We start from the raw sequence: 16,946 nt of genomic DNA, 5'->3' as shown, positions 1-16,946 counted from the left end.
GCACCGAGCGTGTTACGGGCGCTGTCGACATGAGCGACGCGCCCTCCCAGGACAAGGACTTCAAGGACACCGTCAACCTGCCGCGCACGGACTTCCCGATGAAGGGGAACCTGGCGCAGCTCGAGCCGAGGATGCTCGGCTGGTGGGCGGAGCGGGGCATCTGGGGGAAGCTCCTGGAGAAGAACGCGGCCGGTGAGCCCTTCGTGCTTCCTGACGGTCCGCCGTACGCCAACGGCCACCTGCACGCGGGCCACGCGCTCAACAAGGTCCTCAAGGACATTGTCGTGAAGTACCGCAACCTGGTGGGTCGCCACTGCGACTTCATCCCGGGTTGGGACACGCACGGTCTGCCGATTGAGCAGGCGGTGGAGAAGCGGCTGAAGGACAAGAAGGTGGACAAGCGCACCCTGTCGCGCGACGCCTTCCTGGAGCTGTGCCGCGCGTACGCACTGGAGTTCATCGACATCCAGAAGACGGAGTTCCAGCGGCTGGGGGTGTTCGGCTCGTGGGAGGCGCCGTACAAGACGCTCGACTTCTCCTACGAGGCGCAGGAAATCAGGGAGCTGGCCGGCTTCGCGCGCCGGGGCATGCTCTACCGCCGCAAGAAGCCGGTGTACTGGTGCCTCCAGGACCAGACGGCGCTGGCCGAGGCGGAGGTGGAGTACGAGGAGCACGAGTCCCCGTCCGTCTACGTGGCCTTCCCCGCCGGCCCCGAGCTGGCGGAGCGGGTGCCCTCGCTGAAGGGCAAGGCGGTCGACTTCGCCATCTGGACGACGACGCCGTGGACGCTGCCGGCCAACCTGGCCATCGCCGTCAACCCGGAGCTGGAGTACGTGTTCTACCAGCTGGGCGCGCGCGTCATCTGCGTGGCCAAGGACCTGCTGCCCAAGGTGCTGGCGGAGGTGAAGTCGGACGAGCTGGCGGTGAAGCACGTGGAGCTGCCGGGCGGTGAGGTCTCCGCGGCGGCGCTGGTGGACCCCGCGCGCATCCTCGCGTACGCGCGCGGCGAGGAGCTGGAGCACCTGACGTACCAGCACCCGTTCTACGAGCGGCGCGGGCGCATCCTGCTGGGTGAGCACGTCACGTTGGACGCGGGTACGGGCCTGGTGCACACGGCGCCGGGGCACGGCCAGGAGGACTACGAGGTCGGCCTGCGCTACGGCCTGGACATCTACAACCCGGTGCGTCCGGACGGCCGCTACGACGACACGGTGGGCCCGGCGCTCGCGGGCAAGCGCGTGTTCGAGGCGAACCCGCTGGTCATCGCGGTGCTGGTGGAGAAGGGCGCGCTGCTCAACGACGCGAAGGACACGGTGGCGCACAGCTATCCGCACTGCTGGCGCTGCCACAACCCCATCATCCTGAGCGCCACGTATCAGTGGTTCATCCCGATGGACGCGCCCTTCCACGGGGAGAAGACGTTCCGCCAGGAGGTGCTGGCGGAGGTGGACAAGGTGAGGTGGGTGCCCTCGTGGGGGCACAGCCGCATCCGGGGCATGCTGGAGACGCGGCCGGACTGGACCATCAGCCGTCAGCGCACGTGGGGCGTGCCCATCTGCATCGCGTACTGCGAGGGCTGTGACGAGGCGCTCGTGTCGCCGGAGCTGATGGAGAAGGTGGCCCAGGCGGTGGAGAAGGAGGGCGCGGGCGTGTGGTACCGCACGCCGGTGAAGGACTTCCTGCCGGAGGGCTTCGCGTGTCCGCGCTGCGGCAAGGGTGAGTTCCGTCGCGAGACGGACATCCTCGACGTGTGGTTCGACTCGGCGTGCATGTTCTCCGCGGTGCTGGAGCGCAGGCAACGGCTGCCCGCGGACCTGTTCCTCGAGGGGAGTGACCAGCACCGTGGCTGGTTCCACTCGTCCATGCTGGTGTCGGTGGGGACGAGAGACCGCTCGCCCTACAAGGCCTGCCTCACGCACGGCTTCGTGGTGGACGGCAAGGGCGAGAAGATGTCGAAGAGCCTGGGCAACGTGGTGGCCCCGGAGAAGATCATCAACCAGTACGGCGCGGAGGTGCTGCGCCTGTGGGTGGCGGCGAGCGACTACCGCAACGACGTGCGCCTGTCGGACCAGATTCTCAAGGGCCTGTCGGAGGGCTACCGGAAGATTCGCAACACGGTCCGCTACGCGCTGAGCAACCTGTACGACTTCGACCCGGCGAAGGACGCGGTGCCGTACGCGCAGCTGTCGCCCCTGGACCAGTGGGCACTGGGGCGGCTGGCCGAGGTCGTGGCCCGGGTGAAGCAGGCGTACGAGGACTACGAGTTCCACCTCGTCTACGCGACGGTGGTGGACTTCTGCGCCGGTGACTTGTCGGCGGTGTACTTCGACATCCTGAAGGACCGGCTCTACACGTGGCGCAAGGACGGGACGCCCCGGCGGGGCGCGCAGACGGTGTTGCATGAGGTGGCGTCCGTGCTGCTGCGGCTGCTCGCGCCGGTGATGAGCTTCACGGCCGAGGAGGCCTGGGGTTTCCTGCCGGGCAAGTCGACGGAGAGCGTGTTCCTGGCGGGCTTCCCGGAGCCGGGGACGAAGCTGTCGCCGGAGCTGGCGGAGCGCTACGCGAAGCTGTTCGCGGTGCGCGAGGCGGTGCAGGGCGTGCTGGAGGCGGCACGGCGCGAGAAGCGCATCGGCGCGTCGCTGGAGGCGCGCGTGTTGCTGATGGCGTCCGCGTCCGTGCGTGACTTCCTGATGCAGCACCTGGACGAGCTGCCCGGGCTCTTCATCACCAGCCAGGTGGAGGTGGTGGACGCGGAGGGCATCGATGCGGCGGTGCTGGACGTGACGCGGGTGTTCGGCGACGGCGCGAAGCTCCTGGCCGAGGTGAAGCCCGCCGCGGGCCACAAGTGCCCGCGCTGCTGGACGTACTCGGAGGCGGTGGGGCAGGGCGGCGACGTGTGCCTCAAGTGCCGCGAGGCGCTGGCGGCGTGAGCGCCGGATGCCCGGTGGGCTCGCGCCAGTCCCAAGCGGACGGCGCGGGCTCTGGGGCGCGCTGAGATGAAACGGGCCCGCGCTTCCGTGAGGAGACGCGGGCCCGGATGTTTCAGGTGGTGTGTCGAACGCCTACGGAGGCGGAGGCGTGGTCGTGCACTCGGCGACAGGGGCCTGGGTCGCCCGGACCGAGTCACAGTCCAGCAGGGAGGCGAGGCCCGTGAGCGGCTCCACCATCAGCAGGCTGCGCGGGCGGCCCGACTTCGCCGAGAAGTTGAGCTGGAGGTTGCCCGGCGCCGCCGCGGTGAGCGCCGCGGTGTTGTCGAGCTGACCGCGCATACAGGTCAGGTTGCTGACGGCCCGGCCCGAGCCCGGCAGGTAGCAGAGCCCATGGACTGGCGTGGCGTTCATGGAGTCCGGGATGACGACGTCCGGGCCCGTCTCGGAACAGCACTCCGGGCTGGCGCGGCACGTGGTGCCGGTGCAGGCATCCTTGGGGCAGGTGTTGTTGTCGAAGTCGTTGTCACACGTCAGCCGCTCCCAACGGGCCACCCGCTTGCGGGTTCCATCGGGCAGCAGCACGTTGTTCTCCACCACGATGCGGACCGGCTGGTTGGTGGCGATGGCCCGCTGACGCGCGCGCAGCGCCGACGACCACAGCTCGCGGGTCGCCGTCGCCTCTCGCTGGCCATCCAGCGGCTTGCTGATGCCCACCACCGCCAGGGTCACCATCATCCCGACGACGGCGATGGCGATCATCAACTCCAACAGCGTCATTCCTCGCGTGCGCATCATCCTCAAGGCCCCGGAGCGGGCTGCAGGCCCGCCGACACGAAGTTCCGGGGAGACACCCGGAGGGTATAGGTCCGGCGCCTGAAGCCGTCCTGGGGGAAGCCGTCCTCATCCGGGATGTTGATCTTCGCCGGGTCCACCACCGTGCGGTCCGAGCGCGGCGTCCGGATGACCAGGTCGATCTCCACCTCGCGAATCCGTCGGCGAAGCAGGTTGCGAAGGTCGGCTTCGTTGGTGGGCGCAGCCTCGATGGGCGCCACCACGTTCACCGCGCATTCCGCATTGCCAGTCGTGCACTGGTCGATGGGCGGGCGAACCCCTTCCTCGGGGTACCACCGGTAGGCGAGGGCCGGCTGGGTCAGGTCGATGACCGCGAATCGAACCTGCATCCGCTCCACGTCCCGGCTCACCACGGCCCAGTTGGCCGCGCCCGGAGCCAGGTACTCCAGCGCCGGGTGGCCGCCCCTCCAGTTCACGCGATACGCCGCGCTGACGGTGCGCATGACGTTCCACCCGGAATCGGTGAACATGCCCACATCACTCGTGCAGGGCCCACTGGTGGTCGCGGCGGCGCCATGGCCTGGAGAGGCCTCGATGACGGAGTCACCGGTGCGGACGTTGGTCACCCGGAAGTGGCATGCGAGCGCACCAGCCGTCGGGTTCGCGACGAGCGCGGGGGTCGGCTGGCCCGAGGTGGGCTGCAGGCGCGTGTGGGGGGCCGGGGCGGTGCACAGGATGTTCCCCGACTTGACGGATGTAATGTTGGGTCTGCCGGGGGCCGCGAATGCGTCACATCGCTCCATCGTCACCATCGTCCGCGGGTCACCCCAGTAGAGCTGCAACACATCGGACGTCATGTCGGCGTAGGGCGTGCCCGCGGGAGGCAGCGCGAAGGTCGCGTCCGCGGCGAACGGCGGGGTGGCCGTCGCCATGTCCAGTGCGGTCCAGCTCTGGATGGCATAGCGCTGGTCGCCTTCCGAGAACTGGATGGGGGAGTTGCCCATGCCGATTCCCGCGCGCTGCACGTCCAGGGTGAGCAGGTCCTTCACCGCCCGCCCCGTCACCTGCGCCACCATCGTCTGTTCCTCGGTGAGGGCACGCCGCTGCACCTGCATGCCCGCGACCAACCCGATGCCGAGCACGATGACGCCCAGCGCGCTGGCGATCATCACCTCCAGCAGCGTGAAGCCGCCCACGCGACGAAGGGTCTTCCTCATGGCGCCATCCGGGTCTGCATCACCACCACCTGGCGGCCCTGCCGGCCCCGCTCCAACCAGCTCACCGAGACGCGGACGTTGGCCACGTTCCCGGCAAGTCCCCCGCCCAACTGCCGGGTGACGGCCGGCAGCCCCGCCGCGCCGTTCTCGATGGAGCCCGGAAGGCCCACACTGGGACTGTCGATGTCCACCGCCACCTCGTACTCACGCGCGACCACGCCCGCGGCGGGCGCGACGGTCCGCAGCTCTCCTGCCGCCGTCTGCCACACCGTGGTGCGCCGATTGTCCCACGGTGCCAGGTTGGCGCAGGGCGGGGTGGCCGCGCAGCCCTCGGACATGATGGTCTCGAGCGTGCGCTCGGCGATGAGCTGGGCCTGCGTGGCGGTGAGGGTGCGCCGGTTGGACGCGCTGATCTGCGTCACCAGCATCATCACCGCCGCGATGCCCACGAGCATCACGGCCATGGTGGCCAACACCTCCAGGAGCGTGACGCCCCTGGAGGCCTGCAACCGCGACGACTTCATCGAGGCAGTCTCCCGTCCGGAATCGGGTCGTAGATGAGCACTCGCGAGCGGGTCTCTCCCGAGTTCGCCGCCCCATTGTTCCACTTGTTCTTCTCACCCACCAGCAGGGGCTGTCCCGTGGCGGGCAGGATGAAGACGTGCTCGTCGTGCACCACCGGCGCGCTGGTGCCGTGGCCCACCAGGATGGAGCTCGTCATCGTCGTCTTGCCCGCCCCATCCGGCGCCTGGTTCGCCGTGTAGAACCGGCCGCTCGTGGTCTCGCTCAGGTTGCAGACGTCCGCGGCCGCGCCCACCGCGGTGGTGGTGAACACCTTGTCCCCGCTGAGCGACACGCCGCCCCACACCGCCTGGCCCGGGTCGAGCGGCTGCACCCACAAGGGGTCGAGCAGCGCGCAGGGCTTGGAGCCGTCCGGGTTCGGGTCCTCGAAGGCCATCAGGTGGTAGCGGTAGTCCTCCTTGTTCGGGGGGCCATCGCCAATCTCGTCCGGGTTGTCACCCGTGCCGAAATAGATGCGCACCACGGGCTTGGCCGTGTCGCGCAGCACCTTCACCGCGAGGTTGGAGTGGATCTGCTGGAAGTGGGCCGTCCCCGCCGGGTTCGAGGCCGCGTCCGTGTGGGTCGAGGCCGCGACCGGCGCGCTCGCCACGCGGCAGGTCCGCACCTGCCGGCCATACGTCCGGGTGGAGTCCACCGAGTCCAGGTTGATGCGGTAGACGCTGCCGGCCGTGGTGGGCACGTACATGACGTCGTAGTGACCATCGCGGTTGAGGTCCAGCATGGCGGTCGCACCCGCGATGCCGGAGCCCTCGTCGAGCGTGATGACGCCCGCGTGGGCGCCCTTGCCGGTGCCCCGCTGCAGCGGCTTGCCCGTCTTCATGTCCAGCAGGTAGAGCGTGCCGGCGCGCCCGGCCGTGGGCTTGAAGTCCGTGCCGATGATGGCCGCCCAGGTGCCGGTCGTGTCGCCGGAGCCCCACTGGATGCGCGTGACGGACGCCGGGTGACGTGAGCCGGTCTGGTCCGGCAGCAGCACGTCATCGTCGTCGTCGGCCTCGTCCGTGAACGCGTCCAGCAGGGCGTCGTTCTTCAGGTTGTACTCCCACAGCGGCATCGGGTAGTCGGCGCGCGTCGCGGCCGGGTCCGTGCTGGGGTGGGTGACGTCGAGCGCGAAGATGATGGGGCTGCCCTTGCCCGTGGCCGACACGAGCGTCGTGCGGGCGCCCTTCAGCGGCCGCTGCAGGGCGGTGGTGGCCGTGGCGGGCGTCCACGCCTCGCCGAGCCCGCCGAAGTCCACATTGGCCAGCGTGGGCGAGGCATCCATCGTCGGCTTGGGCTTGGTCCCCGAGCCCGCGTACTTCACGTAGTGGTAGACGTAGTCCTTCAGCAGCCCGCCGGGCATGTACGCGAACAGCTCCTTGCCCGTGCCGTACTGCCGCGGCGCGATGGGCTTGGCGCAGGTGGAGCCCGAGTGCAGGAAGTAGCCGCGCAGCATGATGTCGTCGGAGCACTCGTCCTTCCCGTTGAGCCGGAAGGCGCCCGAGTCGAAGGCGTGCAGCACGCCCGTCATCGTGCCCACGTAGGCCACCGTCGGACGCTCGGAGAGCTTGGACATGAAGTTGCGGCGGTAGACGTCGCGCTCGGCCGGCAGGGCGTTCATCGCCCAGTTGTCGAGGTAGGGAGGCACGGCCACGGCCACGGTGGACAGGTTGATGCCGCCCATGGCCCACGGGCGCTTCACGTTCGTCGCCCCGGGCAGCTGATGGTCCTCCCAGCCGTAGAGCCACTCGCGGAAGACGTTCCGGTCGTTGAAGCCCTCGGTGATTCGCGCGGCGGGGGCCATGGTGGGCGTGCCGCACTTGCCGTCGCTGTTCATGTCGAAGATCTTCTTGCCGGCATCGAGCTGGTTGCACAGCGAGTCGGGGAACGCGACGCTGTTCGCGTTGTCCATGTCATCTTTGAGCGTGATGCGGCTCTGGTCCGGCTTCATCGTGTAGATGGTGCGGTTGAGCGGATCCTCGTTGCGCAGGGTCATGGCCATCACCCGGCCACCGTCCCAGCGCTCGACGACATTGGTCAGGTTCGTGTTCTCGGGGTCATAGAGCGAGCGGAAGTACAGCCGGCCTCGCAGCGAGTAGTCCTTGCGCCCGTCGTACAGCCGGGTGGAGGCCTCGGGCATGCCCACGCCGGGCCAGTTCTTGCCCCAGGCGCTGCCGGGCGTCTCGTTCACACCCCAGAGGATGGCGTTGCCCACCGTGGAGGGCGACGAGCGGGAGTAGCTGCCCGAGCGCACGGCCTGGTAGCCCACGTTGACGTTGTCGACCACGGGGACGCAGCGGTCGTCCGGGCTGGTGATGTCCACCTTCCAGCACAGCTGCGAGCCGGTGAAGCCCATCTCCAGCAGGTCCAGCTCCTTCACGTTCGGGTTGCCCGTGTCGAACTGCACCGGAATCCAGGTGCGGTTGGGGTTGGGCTTCTTCACGTAAACGCCACCCTGGAACTCGAAGGTGTGGCAGTCCACCGCCACCGAGTAGGTGATGGTCGGCGGCGCGCGACCCGGAACCGAGCAGGCCCCCGGCGTCTCCTCGGTCCAGCAGGGCGGGGACGAGCACATGTGGGCGGCGGCGGGCGCGACGTCGTCGTAGCGTGTGAAGCGCACCTTGGTGATGACGAAGTCCTCCGCGTCGCTCAGGTCGATGTCGTTGGACAGGCTGGCGGAGCGGAAGGTGCCGCCGTTCACCTTGTTGATGACGAACACCACGTCGTTGAAGTCGCGGTCACCGCCACCCGGGAGGTCCTCGAAGCCGAGAATCCAGCGGAAGGGGTCCGTGGACGGCGCGCCCACGATGACGTGGGGCATGGCATTGCGCACGCCGCCGGGCCGGTTGATCGTCGCGGCCTCCTTGGGCATGACCAGGTTGCCGTACGTCGCCTCGTTCTTCAGCCGGAAGAGCGTGTCGTCGTCGAGCCAGCCGCACAGCTTCGTGTTGCTGGTGCCGGCCACCACGCACTGGTTGGAGGCCGTCCCCTGGGGATTGTCGGCGCTGCAGTTGTCCTGGTACGGGCAGCCGATGTTGCGCTCAGCCACGAGCGCGGCGGAGCTCGAGTTCTGGTCCAGGTTCCAGGCGGACTTGGAGAAGAACACGTTGATGGGGGTCTGCAGGTGCAGCAGGCACTTGCCCGCGCTGTCCTGCTTCAAGCACGGATAGACGGTGCCCTCGTTCGGGCCGTGGTTGGAGCTGTAGTAGACGATGAGGAAGAACACGATCTCCCGGTTGCCCTGGATGGTGCCCAGGTCCACCGTGCGGTCGCCGAGGTCGATCTTGTCCGCGGGGTCCGGCGCGGGCAGCGGAACGCCCCGGTTGTCATACGTGCTGACGTTGTAGTCGGGGACCGCGTCGTAGTCGTCCGACATGTCCTTGACGGGGGTCATGCTGAGGAAGGTCGTCTTGTCGCTGTCGTCGTCCGCGAGCAGGAACACCATCTGCCCGATGCCCTTGCCGCCGTTCTTGTCGTCCGCGGGCTCGAGCAGGTTGGGGATGCGCGGGAAAAGACCCTTGTCGGAATAGTCATCGGTGGCGGCCGTGCCACTGCTCTGGGACGTGCCGACGATGTCCGTGTCGATGTGCGTGGAGCCGCCGCCTGGGCGGGCATCCGCGAGGCCAGCGCCGCCGGTGACGCGGCGCCAGGTGTTCGCGCAGCTCGCCTTCATCGCGATGGCAGGCTGAGAGTACGACTCCCCGTCGGAGGTGAAGACAGAGCTCGCGCAGCGGCGGTCGGCCGGGTCTCCGATGAAGTCCCGCTTCTTGGGGCCCGACTGGGGCGCGATGTTGAAGAGGTCCTCGTGCAGGTCGAGGACTCCGTTGCCGTTCGAGTCGATCAGGTCTCCGTCCGCGTTCAGGTACTTCGCGGCCTGGTCCAGGTACATGTAGCCCAGCGCGTGCGAGGCGCCTGCGGACTCGAACACGTAGCTGATGGTGACGCGCTGGTCGTACGGGAAGACGATCTTCTCGGGGTTGAGCTTCTCGGGCGGCAGCAACTGGATGTCGGCGTCGCCGCTGCGTCCGGTGGGGACGAGCTTCAGCTCCTTGGGGAAGGTCATCTGGCCCAGGTCGTTCTCGGCGTTGCCGAAGCCGGGCTGCTTGTCCTGCGCCAGGTTGTCCTTGCAGAGCTGGGCCAGACCGTCATCGGCGAGCGCGGCGGGCGTGGCCAGCAGGAGGAGCGTCGAGAGTGCTCGGTGGAGGGCTTTCATCGGGACTTCCCCTGGGCCGGCTTGTAGGTCTGGATGCCGTCGGTCCGCTGCTGCGCGCGGCGGGTCTCGAGGTCTTTCTGGAGCTGCTCACGCAGCCGTACGTCCTGAGGCGGCGACGGCGGGCGGGAGCTGGTCTTGAGGTAGGCCAGCAGCGCGTCCATCTCCGTCGGGGACATCCCCCGCGTGTCGCAGCGGGTGTCGTCCTTGACGCGATGGGGGTTGGCAATCCAGGTGCGCAGCTCCGCGCTGGGCGTCTGGCGCACCTTGCTGGTGAGCTCCACCCGCTTCTCACCCGCGGGACGTTGCTGCTGCTTCAGGTGCGCGCCCCCCGACTTCTTGAGGGTCGCGGCCGAGGGCTGTGGCGTGAGGGTGTGGCAGCCGACACAGGCCTTCTGGAAGATGCGCTCTCCTTCAGGAGTCGCCGTGGCGAATCCTGGCAGGAGCAACAACGCGAGAAGCAAAGGGCGTTTCATGGATGACTCGCGGGACGGCGAGGAGTTCGTCAGGGAGGCGTGTTGTTGGGGAGCGTTTCGATCTGCGTGGTGTCGGGCGCGTTCTGCTCCCGCGAATTGTTGTAGTTGTTGTCAGAGCCGCAGCCGGCCATGTTGCAGCCGGGGCCGTAGGCCACCGCGCCGCTCTGGTTGGCGATGAGGGCCTGGACGACGGAGCGCGTGGGGCGGCCGTCGCGGCTCAGCACCTCGCCCACCGCGGCCACCCAGATGAGGCCGTTGCCGTCGGACGTGGGGTTCGAGTCGATGTCGTCGCGAACGAACACGCGGTAGCGCACGTTGTTCTGCTCCGGGTAGTCCGCGTAGGCGACGTTGTCCGCCCCCTGCTTCTCATGGGCGGGCATGTCGTTCGGCGTCAGCCGCAGGTAGTTCCACGGGTCGCCGGGGCTGGCGGGCAGCAGCTCGTACCAGGGGGGATTGGCGCCCGCGAGCCCCAGCTCCGTCACCTCGGCGCCCGAGTTGATGATCGTCGTCAGCGTGTTCTCGTAGGTGGTGGCGTCGAGCGCCGTGCGCAGCCGGATGGCCTCGCGACCCTCGGCCAGCCCCGCCTCCGCGGCGAAGAACGCCTCCTTCTGCCGGCGCGCGTCCGCCTGGGTGTCCGCCTCGCGGCCCACCACCCGGTAGCTCAGCATCACCGCCATCGTCACCACGAGCACGACGCCCAGCGCGACGAGCAGCGTGAAGCCTCCATTCGCTCGGGTTCGGGCCAGGTCTCGGTGCGTCATCGTCGCGGCTCCTCTGCGCTCCCCCCGTGCGGGAAGGCTGGAAGTGTCGCGAACTCAGCAACTCACGTGCCCGCAAGGGCATACCCGCAACCCACTGAAATCGTTTCGGTGCGGGCTTTCACCCTGGCGTCGCGGGTCATTGGTGACCTCGCAAAAAGTGCGAGGTGCGACTCTTTGCGAGGTGCGGGCTTCAGCTCTCGAGCTCCAGAGCGCGCAGCCGGTCGATCAACGCCTGCATGCGCTCCTGGTGTGTGCCGGGCCAGAACACGCGGCGACAGTCGTTGCACTGCTGGAAGTGGGTGTACCTGCGCGCCACGTCCGGGGGGACGCGATGGGTCACCTCGTGGGGTTGGGCGGGACTCAGGAGCGCGTTGCAGGCGATGCACCGGGAAAACGGCTTCATCCGGGAGCTGAGCCCATAGCGCCGCACCACCTCGACCAGCTGCTCGGCGGGGTCCGTGGCGCGAGGGAAGTAGCCGAGGACGACCTCGCCCCGCTTGAGCACGCCGAGGTCCCGGGTCAGCAGGACGCGCTCTTCGGTGCTCGAGATTCGGGCCAGCTCGGGGTCGTCGAAGTCGTTGCGCCACAGGGTGTCGAAGCCGAGCATCCGCAGGAAACCCGACAGCCGCCCCAGTCCCACGTCGAGCACGAAGCGCGGCATGCCCTCGACGTGCCCGAGCGCCGGGAAGGCCTCGATGTGGGCTCCGGGCGTCACCCGATGCGCGAGCGCCACCGGGGCGCCGTCGACGAGCACCTTGTCCAGCTCGGGATGCGGCGGGCCGAGTGACTCGATGAGGTCTTTGAGCGACGGCGAGCCCTGGGGCGCCACCTGCAGCTGCGTGCCCCGCTTCTCCGGCGCGACGAAGTCGTTCAGCCTTCCATGAAGTCGGACGGTCACCACGGTGGGTTGCTCCCGGTTGCGTGACGAGGAGGACTCGGACCCTGGCCCGTGGGACGCCCCCGCTCGCGATTTTCACCGCTGTAAATGTACGATTTGGCGGTACGTAGCGGGACTGCGGGCTTGGCGCACTTCTATACTCCGCGCCCCGTCGGGCCGTCGTCGTCGGCCCGGACCATCTCTCGAATCGTCTCCACGGAAGCAGGCAGAGCGAATGAAGAAGACCCTTTCCTATCTGGCGTGCGCGGTGGTCTCGCTCACGGTTTTCGCTCTGGCGTGTGGGGATTCTTCGGATCCGAAGACACCGCTTCCGTTGCCGGATGGCGGCGTGATGTGGGCCGAGTGCAATCCCCAGCAGGATGGCGGCGGCTGTGGTGCGGGTGAGGAGTGCCGCTTCGTCCCGTTCTACGACCGGTCCATCTGTGTCCGGCCGTGTGATGAGCAGGGTGCCTGTGGTCAGGCCGAGGCGGCGTGCTGTCCCACCGGCGAGGCGCGTGACGGAGGCGACGCCACCTTCTGTCTGCCGACCGAGGTGTGCGAGGCCACTCCGGACGCGGGTGCGGGCGATGCGGGCGCGGACGCGGATGGCGGCTCGCTGACGGACGACGGCGGGACGCTCGAGGACGCGGGACCGGGCACCGAGACCGACGCGGGCACGACGGACGCGGGCGGCCCCGTCATCGTGGACGACGCGGGCACGACGACGGACGCGGGTGGGCCGGTCATCGTGGACGACGCGGGCACGACGACCGATGCGGGCACGCCGACGGACGCCGGTGGCCCCGTCATCGTGGACGACGCGGGGACGACGATTGACGCGGGTCCCGGCACGACGGACGACGCGGGCTCTCCGGTCGACGCGGGTCCCGGCACGCCGGACGACGCGGGGACGACGATTGACGCGGGTTCCCCCGCCGACGCGGGCACGGACGCCGGCACGCCCATCGATGCGGGCACGGACGCGGGCTCCCCCGTGGACGCGGGCACGCCGGACGCGGGCTCGTCGACGGACGCCGGGACGCCGACGGACGGTGGGCCCGGGCCGGGCAGCTACACGAACATCCGCATCATGGCGTCGAACCTGTCGAGCGGGAACGGCCAGGACTACGACCCGGGCCACGGCATCCGCCTGATGCAGGGCGTGGACCCCGACGTCGTGCTCATCCAGGAGTTCAACTACAAGAGTGACTCCGTGGCGGATATCACCTCGCTGGTGAACCAGGTGGGCCCGGGCTTCTACTACTACCGCGAGGGCGGCGCGCAGATCCCCAACGGGGTCATCAGTCGCTGGCCCATCATCGAGTCCGGCGAGTGGAAGGACCCCGAGGTCGACAACCGCGACTTCGCCTGGGCTCGCATCGACATCCCCGGGCCCAAGGACTTGTGGGTCGTCAGCGTGCACCTTCTGACCCGCAGTTCGGGGGCACGCAACGCCGAGGCCACCGAAATCGTCAGCAAGGTCAGGGGGAAGGTCCCGGAGAGCGACTACCTGGTCATCGGGGGTGACCTCAACACGGACAGCTTCAACGAGAGCTGCTTCACCACCTTCAAGAACGTGGTCGTCACCAGCGCCCCGTACCCCGCGGACAAGAACGGCAAGACGGGCACCAACGCCAGCCGCGAGAAGCCCTATGACCACGTCCTGGTTGACGCGGACCTGAACCAGTACCGCACGCCCACGGTCATCGGCTCCAACTCGTTCCCCAACGGCCTCGTGCTCGACAGCCGCGTCTACACCCCGCTGTCGGAGATTGCCCCGGTGCAGTCCAACGACAGCGGCGCTCCCAGCATGCAGCACATGGGCGTCATCAAGGACTTCCGCGTCCCCGCCTTCTAGCCGGACGCGGTGGGCGCGCGGCGGCTCCGAGACAGGCCGCCGCGTGCTCCGCTCAGAAGTTCCACTTGTGCTTGTTGCGCTCGATGAAGCGCGCCACCGGCGGGATTCGCGCGATGAGCGGCGTGAGCACGAACACCGCCGCCAGCCGCAGGGGCTTCACCACCTGCGACGCCGCGTAGGCCGCCGCCCACGTGCCCGCCTGCTCGCCCGCACCGGACGGCTGGAAGCCCAGCCGGATGGCCGCGTAGAAGCCCACCAGCACCAGGCCGAAGATGACGTAGTTCGTCACCAACGCCAGCGGGCCGTACTCCAGCATCAGCGTCTTGAAGCGGGCCATCAACGACGGCTTCCCGGCCTTCGCCTCGGGAGTCGTCGTGGGTGGGGGCGTGTCGGAGACTGAAGGATTCACGTCGGGCTCAACAGGCGGCATGTCCACACCATGCCCCAAACGAGCGATGTCCGGGAAACAGAGCATGCTGCCCGCCGGGGGCCGGTCGGCCCTCCGGGTTGTCAGGGCTTGGGGGGCGGGTTAAGGGATTGGGACGCGTCATGAAAGCCTCCCTCCGCCTCCTCATTCTCGTGGCCACCACGGTCCTCGTCGCGGACCAGGTGACCAAGTATCTGGCTGTGTCCCGGTTGACGGATGCCCTGGACGGGCGTGAAGGGATGGCCCGGGTGACGGGCTACTTCACCCTCCACAACCTCGACAACGACCCGCCTCGCGAGGACGGCGAGCGCAACGTGCTGCGGCCCCACCGCTTCGTGGAGGACTACTGGCACTTCCGCTACGTGGAGAACCCGGGCGCGGCGTGGGGCATGTTCGCCGACCTGCCCGACAGCGTGCGGCGCACGTTCTTCCACGTGGTGAGCGTGGCGGCGCTGGCCTTCATCTTCCTGATGTACCGCCGCACCCCGCTGGACCAGCAGCTGGCGCGCCTGGCGCTGGCGCTCATCACCGGCGGCGCGCTGGGCAACTTCCTGGACCGGCTGATTCGCGGCTACGTCATCGACTTCGTCGACTGGCATTGGCGCAACCAGCCGGGCATGCGCTGGCCCACCTTCAACGTCGCGGACGCGGCCATCTGCGTGGGCGTGGCCTTCATGCTGCTGGACTCGCTGAAGGTGCGCCGCCCGGAGGCCGTTCCGGCGCCGCTCACCCAGAGCCCCAATCCGTGACGGGTGGGGGCCGGGTGGTGTAAGCCCAGGCCCGTGCCTCGCAAATACGTCATCCTCCTCGCCGTCACCCTGGGCGTCATCGCCCTGGACCAGTGGACGAAGTATCTCGTCGTCCGTGAGCTGACCTCCCAGATGCAGGGGCAGGAGACGCTGGGCGGCCGGCTGGGCGCCATGTTCAGCGCGCCGCCCGAGCGCGGCTTCGACGGGCTGCACTACCGCTCCCGCCGCAGCATCGAGGTGTCGGAGTCCTTCTTCCGCCTGCGCTACGCGGAGAACCCGGGCGCGGCGTGGGGTCTGTTCAGGAACCTCCCGCCCGAGCAGCGCGGCCCGCTCTTCCACGTGGTGAGCCTGGGCGCGGTGGTCCTCATCGTCTTCTACTTCCGCAAGCTGTCCGGCTCGGACCCGGAGGAGAAGTGGGCGCTGTGGGGCCTGCCGCTCGTGTTGGGGGGCGCGCTGGGCAACTACATCGACCGGCTGGCCCGGGGCTTCGTCATCGACTTCCTGGAGGCCCACTGGTTCGACAAGGCGGCGTGGCCGTCCTTCAACGTCGCGGACGCGGCCATCTGCGTGGGCGTGGGCCTGCTGCTGGTGGACGCGTTCGTGCGCAAGGAGAAGCCCGCGCCGGCGCCCACCAAGGCCGCCTGAGCGTCACCTCGCCGGAGGGCCGCCCGAGCGGACCGGCGTGCTCCCCGCCTTGCTCCGACGCGTGGCGCGGGTAGCCTCCCGAGCGCTCACGCCGCCCCTCTCGTCCGCCGGCAGGTCTCCATGCTCCCCGTCCTCTTCCGCCTCACCTTCACCAGCCTGTGGGCGCAGCTGCTCGTGTACGCCCTCGCCGTGGGCACGGTGGGCTACATCGCCTTCAACGGGTGGCGCGGCGCGGTGGGGGAGGTGGACCCGAAGACGGGCACGCGCAAGGCGGTGGTGCTCGCGGACCGGCTCCTGCGCGCGGCGGGCTTCGGGCTCGCGGGTGCGGGGCTGGCGTGGTTCGGCCTCAAGTACGCGCTGCCCGAGAGCGCCTTCCCCGGTGGAAAGGGCGAGGGCATCCCCCTGCACACCTACGGCGTGCTGCTCGCCACGGGCTTCATGACGGCGGTGACGGTGGCCGGGCGGCTGGCGCGGGACGAGTGGCGCAGGGTCGAGCTCGTTGATGGCCAGTGGGTGGACGTGGAGGGGCCCAAAAAGCGCGAGCAGGTGATGGACCTGGCCTTCTGGGTGCTCATCGGCGGCATTGGTGGCAGCCGGCTGCTCTTCGTGCTGGTCAACTGGAAGGACTACTCACGCGACTGGACGCAGGCGCTGTCGCTGGGCGGCGGGCTCGTCTTCTACGGGGGGCTCATCGGCGCGGCGGTGGCGGCGTGGTTCTTCGCGCGCGCCCACGGCATGGACTTCCTACGGCTGGCGGACGTGTGCATCCCCACCGTGTCGCTGGGACAGTGCCTGGGGCGGCTGGGCTGCTTCAGCGCGGGCTGCTGCTGGGGCGACGTGGCGCCGGCCCACTCCGCGACGGCGGTGCACTTCCCGGGCTCGGGGCTGGCGCAGGACCTGTTCGGCCAGGTGGGCAATGCCTCCAGCCTCGCGTACACCTCCCAGCTCGACGACACGCGCTTCGTCGTGGAGGCGACAGGCCAGATTCTGCACCAGGCCGCGCCGGACGCGGTGCGCATCTCCGACTGGGTGGCCCAGCACGGACACACCCTGGGCGTCTACCCCACCCAGCTCTTCGAGTCCCTGGGGCAGCTCGTCCTCTTCGTGGCGCTGCTGTACGCCCGGCGCTTGCGCCGCTTCCACGGGCACATCTTCGCGCTGTGGCTGATGGCCTACGCGGTGCTGCGCACCACCGTGGAGCTGTTCCGCGGAGACGTGGAGCGCGGGACGCTGCACGGCCTGCTCGAGTCCCTGGGGGCCCAGGGGCTGGCGGACGCGGTGCCGTTGGAGGCCTGGTTCAACATTTCCACCAGCCAGTCCATCTCCCTGTGCATGTTCGCCCTCGGGGCGACGCTGCTCTACCAGAAGGGGCGACGAGGGGCGGGCGAGGCGGCGGGCGAGGCCGGACCGACACCGTCGGCGGCGTGAGGTTGATCCCCGGACGCC

The 16,946-nt window shown here is 69.1% G+C and carries 13 protein-coding genes; 5 read left to right on the top strand and 8 right to left on the bottom strand.

Annotation, left to right across the window (positions count from 1 at the left end; all coding sequences use genetic code 11):
- Positions 1–29 precede the first annotated feature (29 nt).
- Entirely contained in the window at positions 30–2,930 is a 2,901-nt protein-coding gene (gene ileS, locus OWM54_RS19105; RefSeq protein ID WP_267698413.1) for an isoleucine--tRNA ligase, read from the top strand.
- 132 nt (positions 2,931–3,062) lie between these two features.
- On the opposite strand, the gene OWM54_RS19100 is transcribed toward ileS, so the two are convergent.
- The 7 genes from OWM54_RS19100 to OWM54_RS19070 form a co-directional block, all read right to left on the bottom strand.
- The gene (locus OWM54_RS19100) at positions 3,063–3,725 is read right to left on the bottom strand and encodes a pilus assembly FimT family protein (RefSeq protein ID WP_267698412.1); all 663 of its coding nucleotides are present in this window, start codon (positions 3,723–3,725) and stop codon (positions 3,063–3,065) included.
- Between the two features lie 2 nt (positions 3,726–3,727).
- A complete protein-coding gene (locus OWM54_RS19095; RefSeq protein ID WP_267698411.1) occupies positions 3,728–4,939 on the bottom strand; it encodes a prepilin-type N-terminal cleavage/methylation domain-containing protein in 1,212 nt (403 codons plus the stop codon).
- Positions 4,936–5,463, bottom strand: a complete 528-nt coding sequence (locus OWM54_RS19090; protein WP_223782218.1) for a type IV pilus modification PilV family protein — start codon at positions 5,461–5,463, stop codon at positions 4,936–4,938. The genes OWM54_RS19095 and OWM54_RS19090 overlap by 4 nt, the downstream gene beginning before the upstream one ends.
- Positions 5,460–9,710 carry a DUF4114 domain-containing protein gene (locus OWM54_RS19085; RefSeq protein ID WP_267698410.1) on the bottom strand — a complete coding sequence of 1,417 codons (4,251 nt, stop codon included), beginning with the start codon at positions 9,708–9,710 and terminating at the stop codon, positions 5,460–5,462. The genes OWM54_RS19090 and OWM54_RS19085 overlap by 4 nt, the downstream gene beginning before the upstream one ends.
- Positions 9,707–10,183 (bottom strand): c-type cytochrome, encoded by a 477-nt coding sequence (locus OWM54_RS19080; RefSeq protein ID WP_267698409.1) that lies wholly within the window; start codon positions 10,181–10,183, stop codon positions 9,707–9,709. Before OWM54_RS19080 ends, OWM54_RS19085 begins: the two co-directional genes overlap by 4 nt.
- 29 nt (positions 10,184–10,212) lie before the next feature.
- On the bottom strand, positions 10,213–10,944 hold the full coding sequence (locus OWM54_RS19075; RefSeq protein ID WP_141324157.1) for a hypothetical protein: 732 nt from the start codon (positions 10,942–10,944) through the stop codon (positions 10,213–10,215).
- 190 nt (positions 10,945–11,134) lie between these two features.
- On the bottom strand, positions 11,135–11,845 hold the full coding sequence (locus OWM54_RS19070; protein WP_267698408.1) for a Mut7-C RNAse domain-containing protein: 711 nt from the start codon (positions 11,843–11,845) through the stop codon (positions 11,135–11,137).
- Positions 11,846–12,056: 211 nt separating this feature from the next.
- On the opposite strand from OWM54_RS19070, the gene OWM54_RS19065 reads away from it, so the two are divergent.
- The gene (locus tag OWM54_RS19065; RefSeq protein ID WP_267698407.1) at positions 12,057–13,679 is read left to right on the top strand and encodes an endonuclease/exonuclease/phosphatase family protein; all 1,623 of its coding nucleotides are present in this window, start codon (positions 12,057–12,059) and stop codon (positions 13,677–13,679) included.
- A 52-nt stretch (positions 13,680–13,731) separates the two neighbouring features.
- Here OWM54_RS19065 and OWM54_RS19060 read toward each other — a convergent pair whose 3' ends face one another.
- Positions 13,732–14,088, bottom strand: a complete 357-nt coding sequence (locus OWM54_RS19060) for a hypothetical protein (RefSeq protein WP_267698406.1) — start codon at positions 14,086–14,088, stop codon at positions 13,732–13,734.
- 140 nt (positions 14,089–14,228) lie between these two features.
- Between OWM54_RS19060 and lspA (OWM54_RS19055) the strand changes: the two genes are divergently transcribed.
- The 3 genes from lspA (OWM54_RS19055) to OWM54_RS19045 all read left to right on the top strand — a co-directional run bounded on the left by lspA (OWM54_RS19055) (position 14,229) and on the right by OWM54_RS19045 (position 16,928).
- Positions 14,229–14,855, top strand: coding sequence for a signal peptidase II (gene lspA, locus OWM54_RS19055; RefSeq protein WP_267698405.1), 627 nt, complete (start codon positions 14,229–14,231; stop codon positions 14,853–14,855).
- A gap of 33 nt (positions 14,856–14,888) precedes the next feature.
- Positions 14,889–15,500, top strand: coding sequence for a signal peptidase II (lspA, locus tag OWM54_RS19050; RefSeq protein ID WP_074948473.1), 612 nt, complete (start codon positions 14,889–14,891; stop codon positions 15,498–15,500).
- Positions 15,501–15,620: 120 nt separating this feature from the next.
- Entirely contained in the window at positions 15,621–16,928 is a 1,308-nt protein-coding gene (locus tag OWM54_RS19045; RefSeq protein WP_267698404.1) for a prolipoprotein diacylglyceryl transferase, read from the top strand.
- Positions 16,929–16,946: the final 18 nt, after the last annotated feature.

The sequence above is a fragment of the Myxococcus sp. MISCRS1 genome, assembly GCF_026626605.1.
Classification (GTDB): domain Bacteria; phylum Myxococcota; class Myxococcia; order Myxococcales; family Myxococcaceae; genus Myxococcus; species Myxococcus fulvus.
Note: the sequence above shows the minus strand (reverse complement) of the source record. Positions and strands in the feature narration are given on the sequence as shown.

Bases quoted from the DNA above. Each gene is read 5' to 3' on its own strand.
- ileS (WP_267698413.1), top strand. From the start codon at position 30: ATGAGCGACGCGCCCTCCCAGGACAAGGACTTCAAGGACACCGTCAAC.
- OWM54_RS19100 (WP_267698412.1), bottom strand. From the start codon at position 3,725: ATGATGCGCACGCGAGGAATGACGCTGTTGGAGTTGATGATCGCCATC.
- OWM54_RS19095 (WP_267698411.1), bottom strand. From the start codon at position 4,939: ATGAGGAAGACCCTTCGTCGCGTGGGCGGCTTCACGCTGCTGGAGGTG.
- OWM54_RS19090 (WP_223782218.1), bottom strand. From the start codon at position 5,463: ATGAAGTCGTCGCGGTTGCAGGCCTCCAGGGGCGTCACGCTCCTGGAG.
- OWM54_RS19085 (WP_267698410.1), bottom strand. From the start codon at position 9,710: ATGAAAGCCCTCCACCGAGCACTCTCGACGCTCCTCCTGCTGGCCACG.
- OWM54_RS19080 (WP_267698409.1), bottom strand. From the start codon at position 10,183: ATGAAACGCCCTTTGCTTCTCGCGTTGTTGCTCCTGCCAGGATTCGCC.
- OWM54_RS19075 (WP_141324157.1), bottom strand. From the start codon at position 10,944: ATGACGCACCGAGACCTGGCCCGAACCCGAGCGAATGGAGGCTTCACG.
- OWM54_RS19065 (WP_267698407.1), top strand. From the start codon at position 12,057: ATGAAGAAGACCCTTTCCTATCTGGCGTGCGCGGTGGTCTCGCTCACG.
- lspA (WP_267698405.1), top strand. From the start codon at position 14,229: ATGAAAGCCTCCCTCCGCCTCCTCATTCTCGTGGCCACCACGGTCCTC.
- OWM54_RS19045 (WP_267698404.1), top strand. From the start codon at position 15,621: ATGCTCCCCGTCCTCTTCCGCCTCACCTTCACCAGCCTGTGGGCGCAG.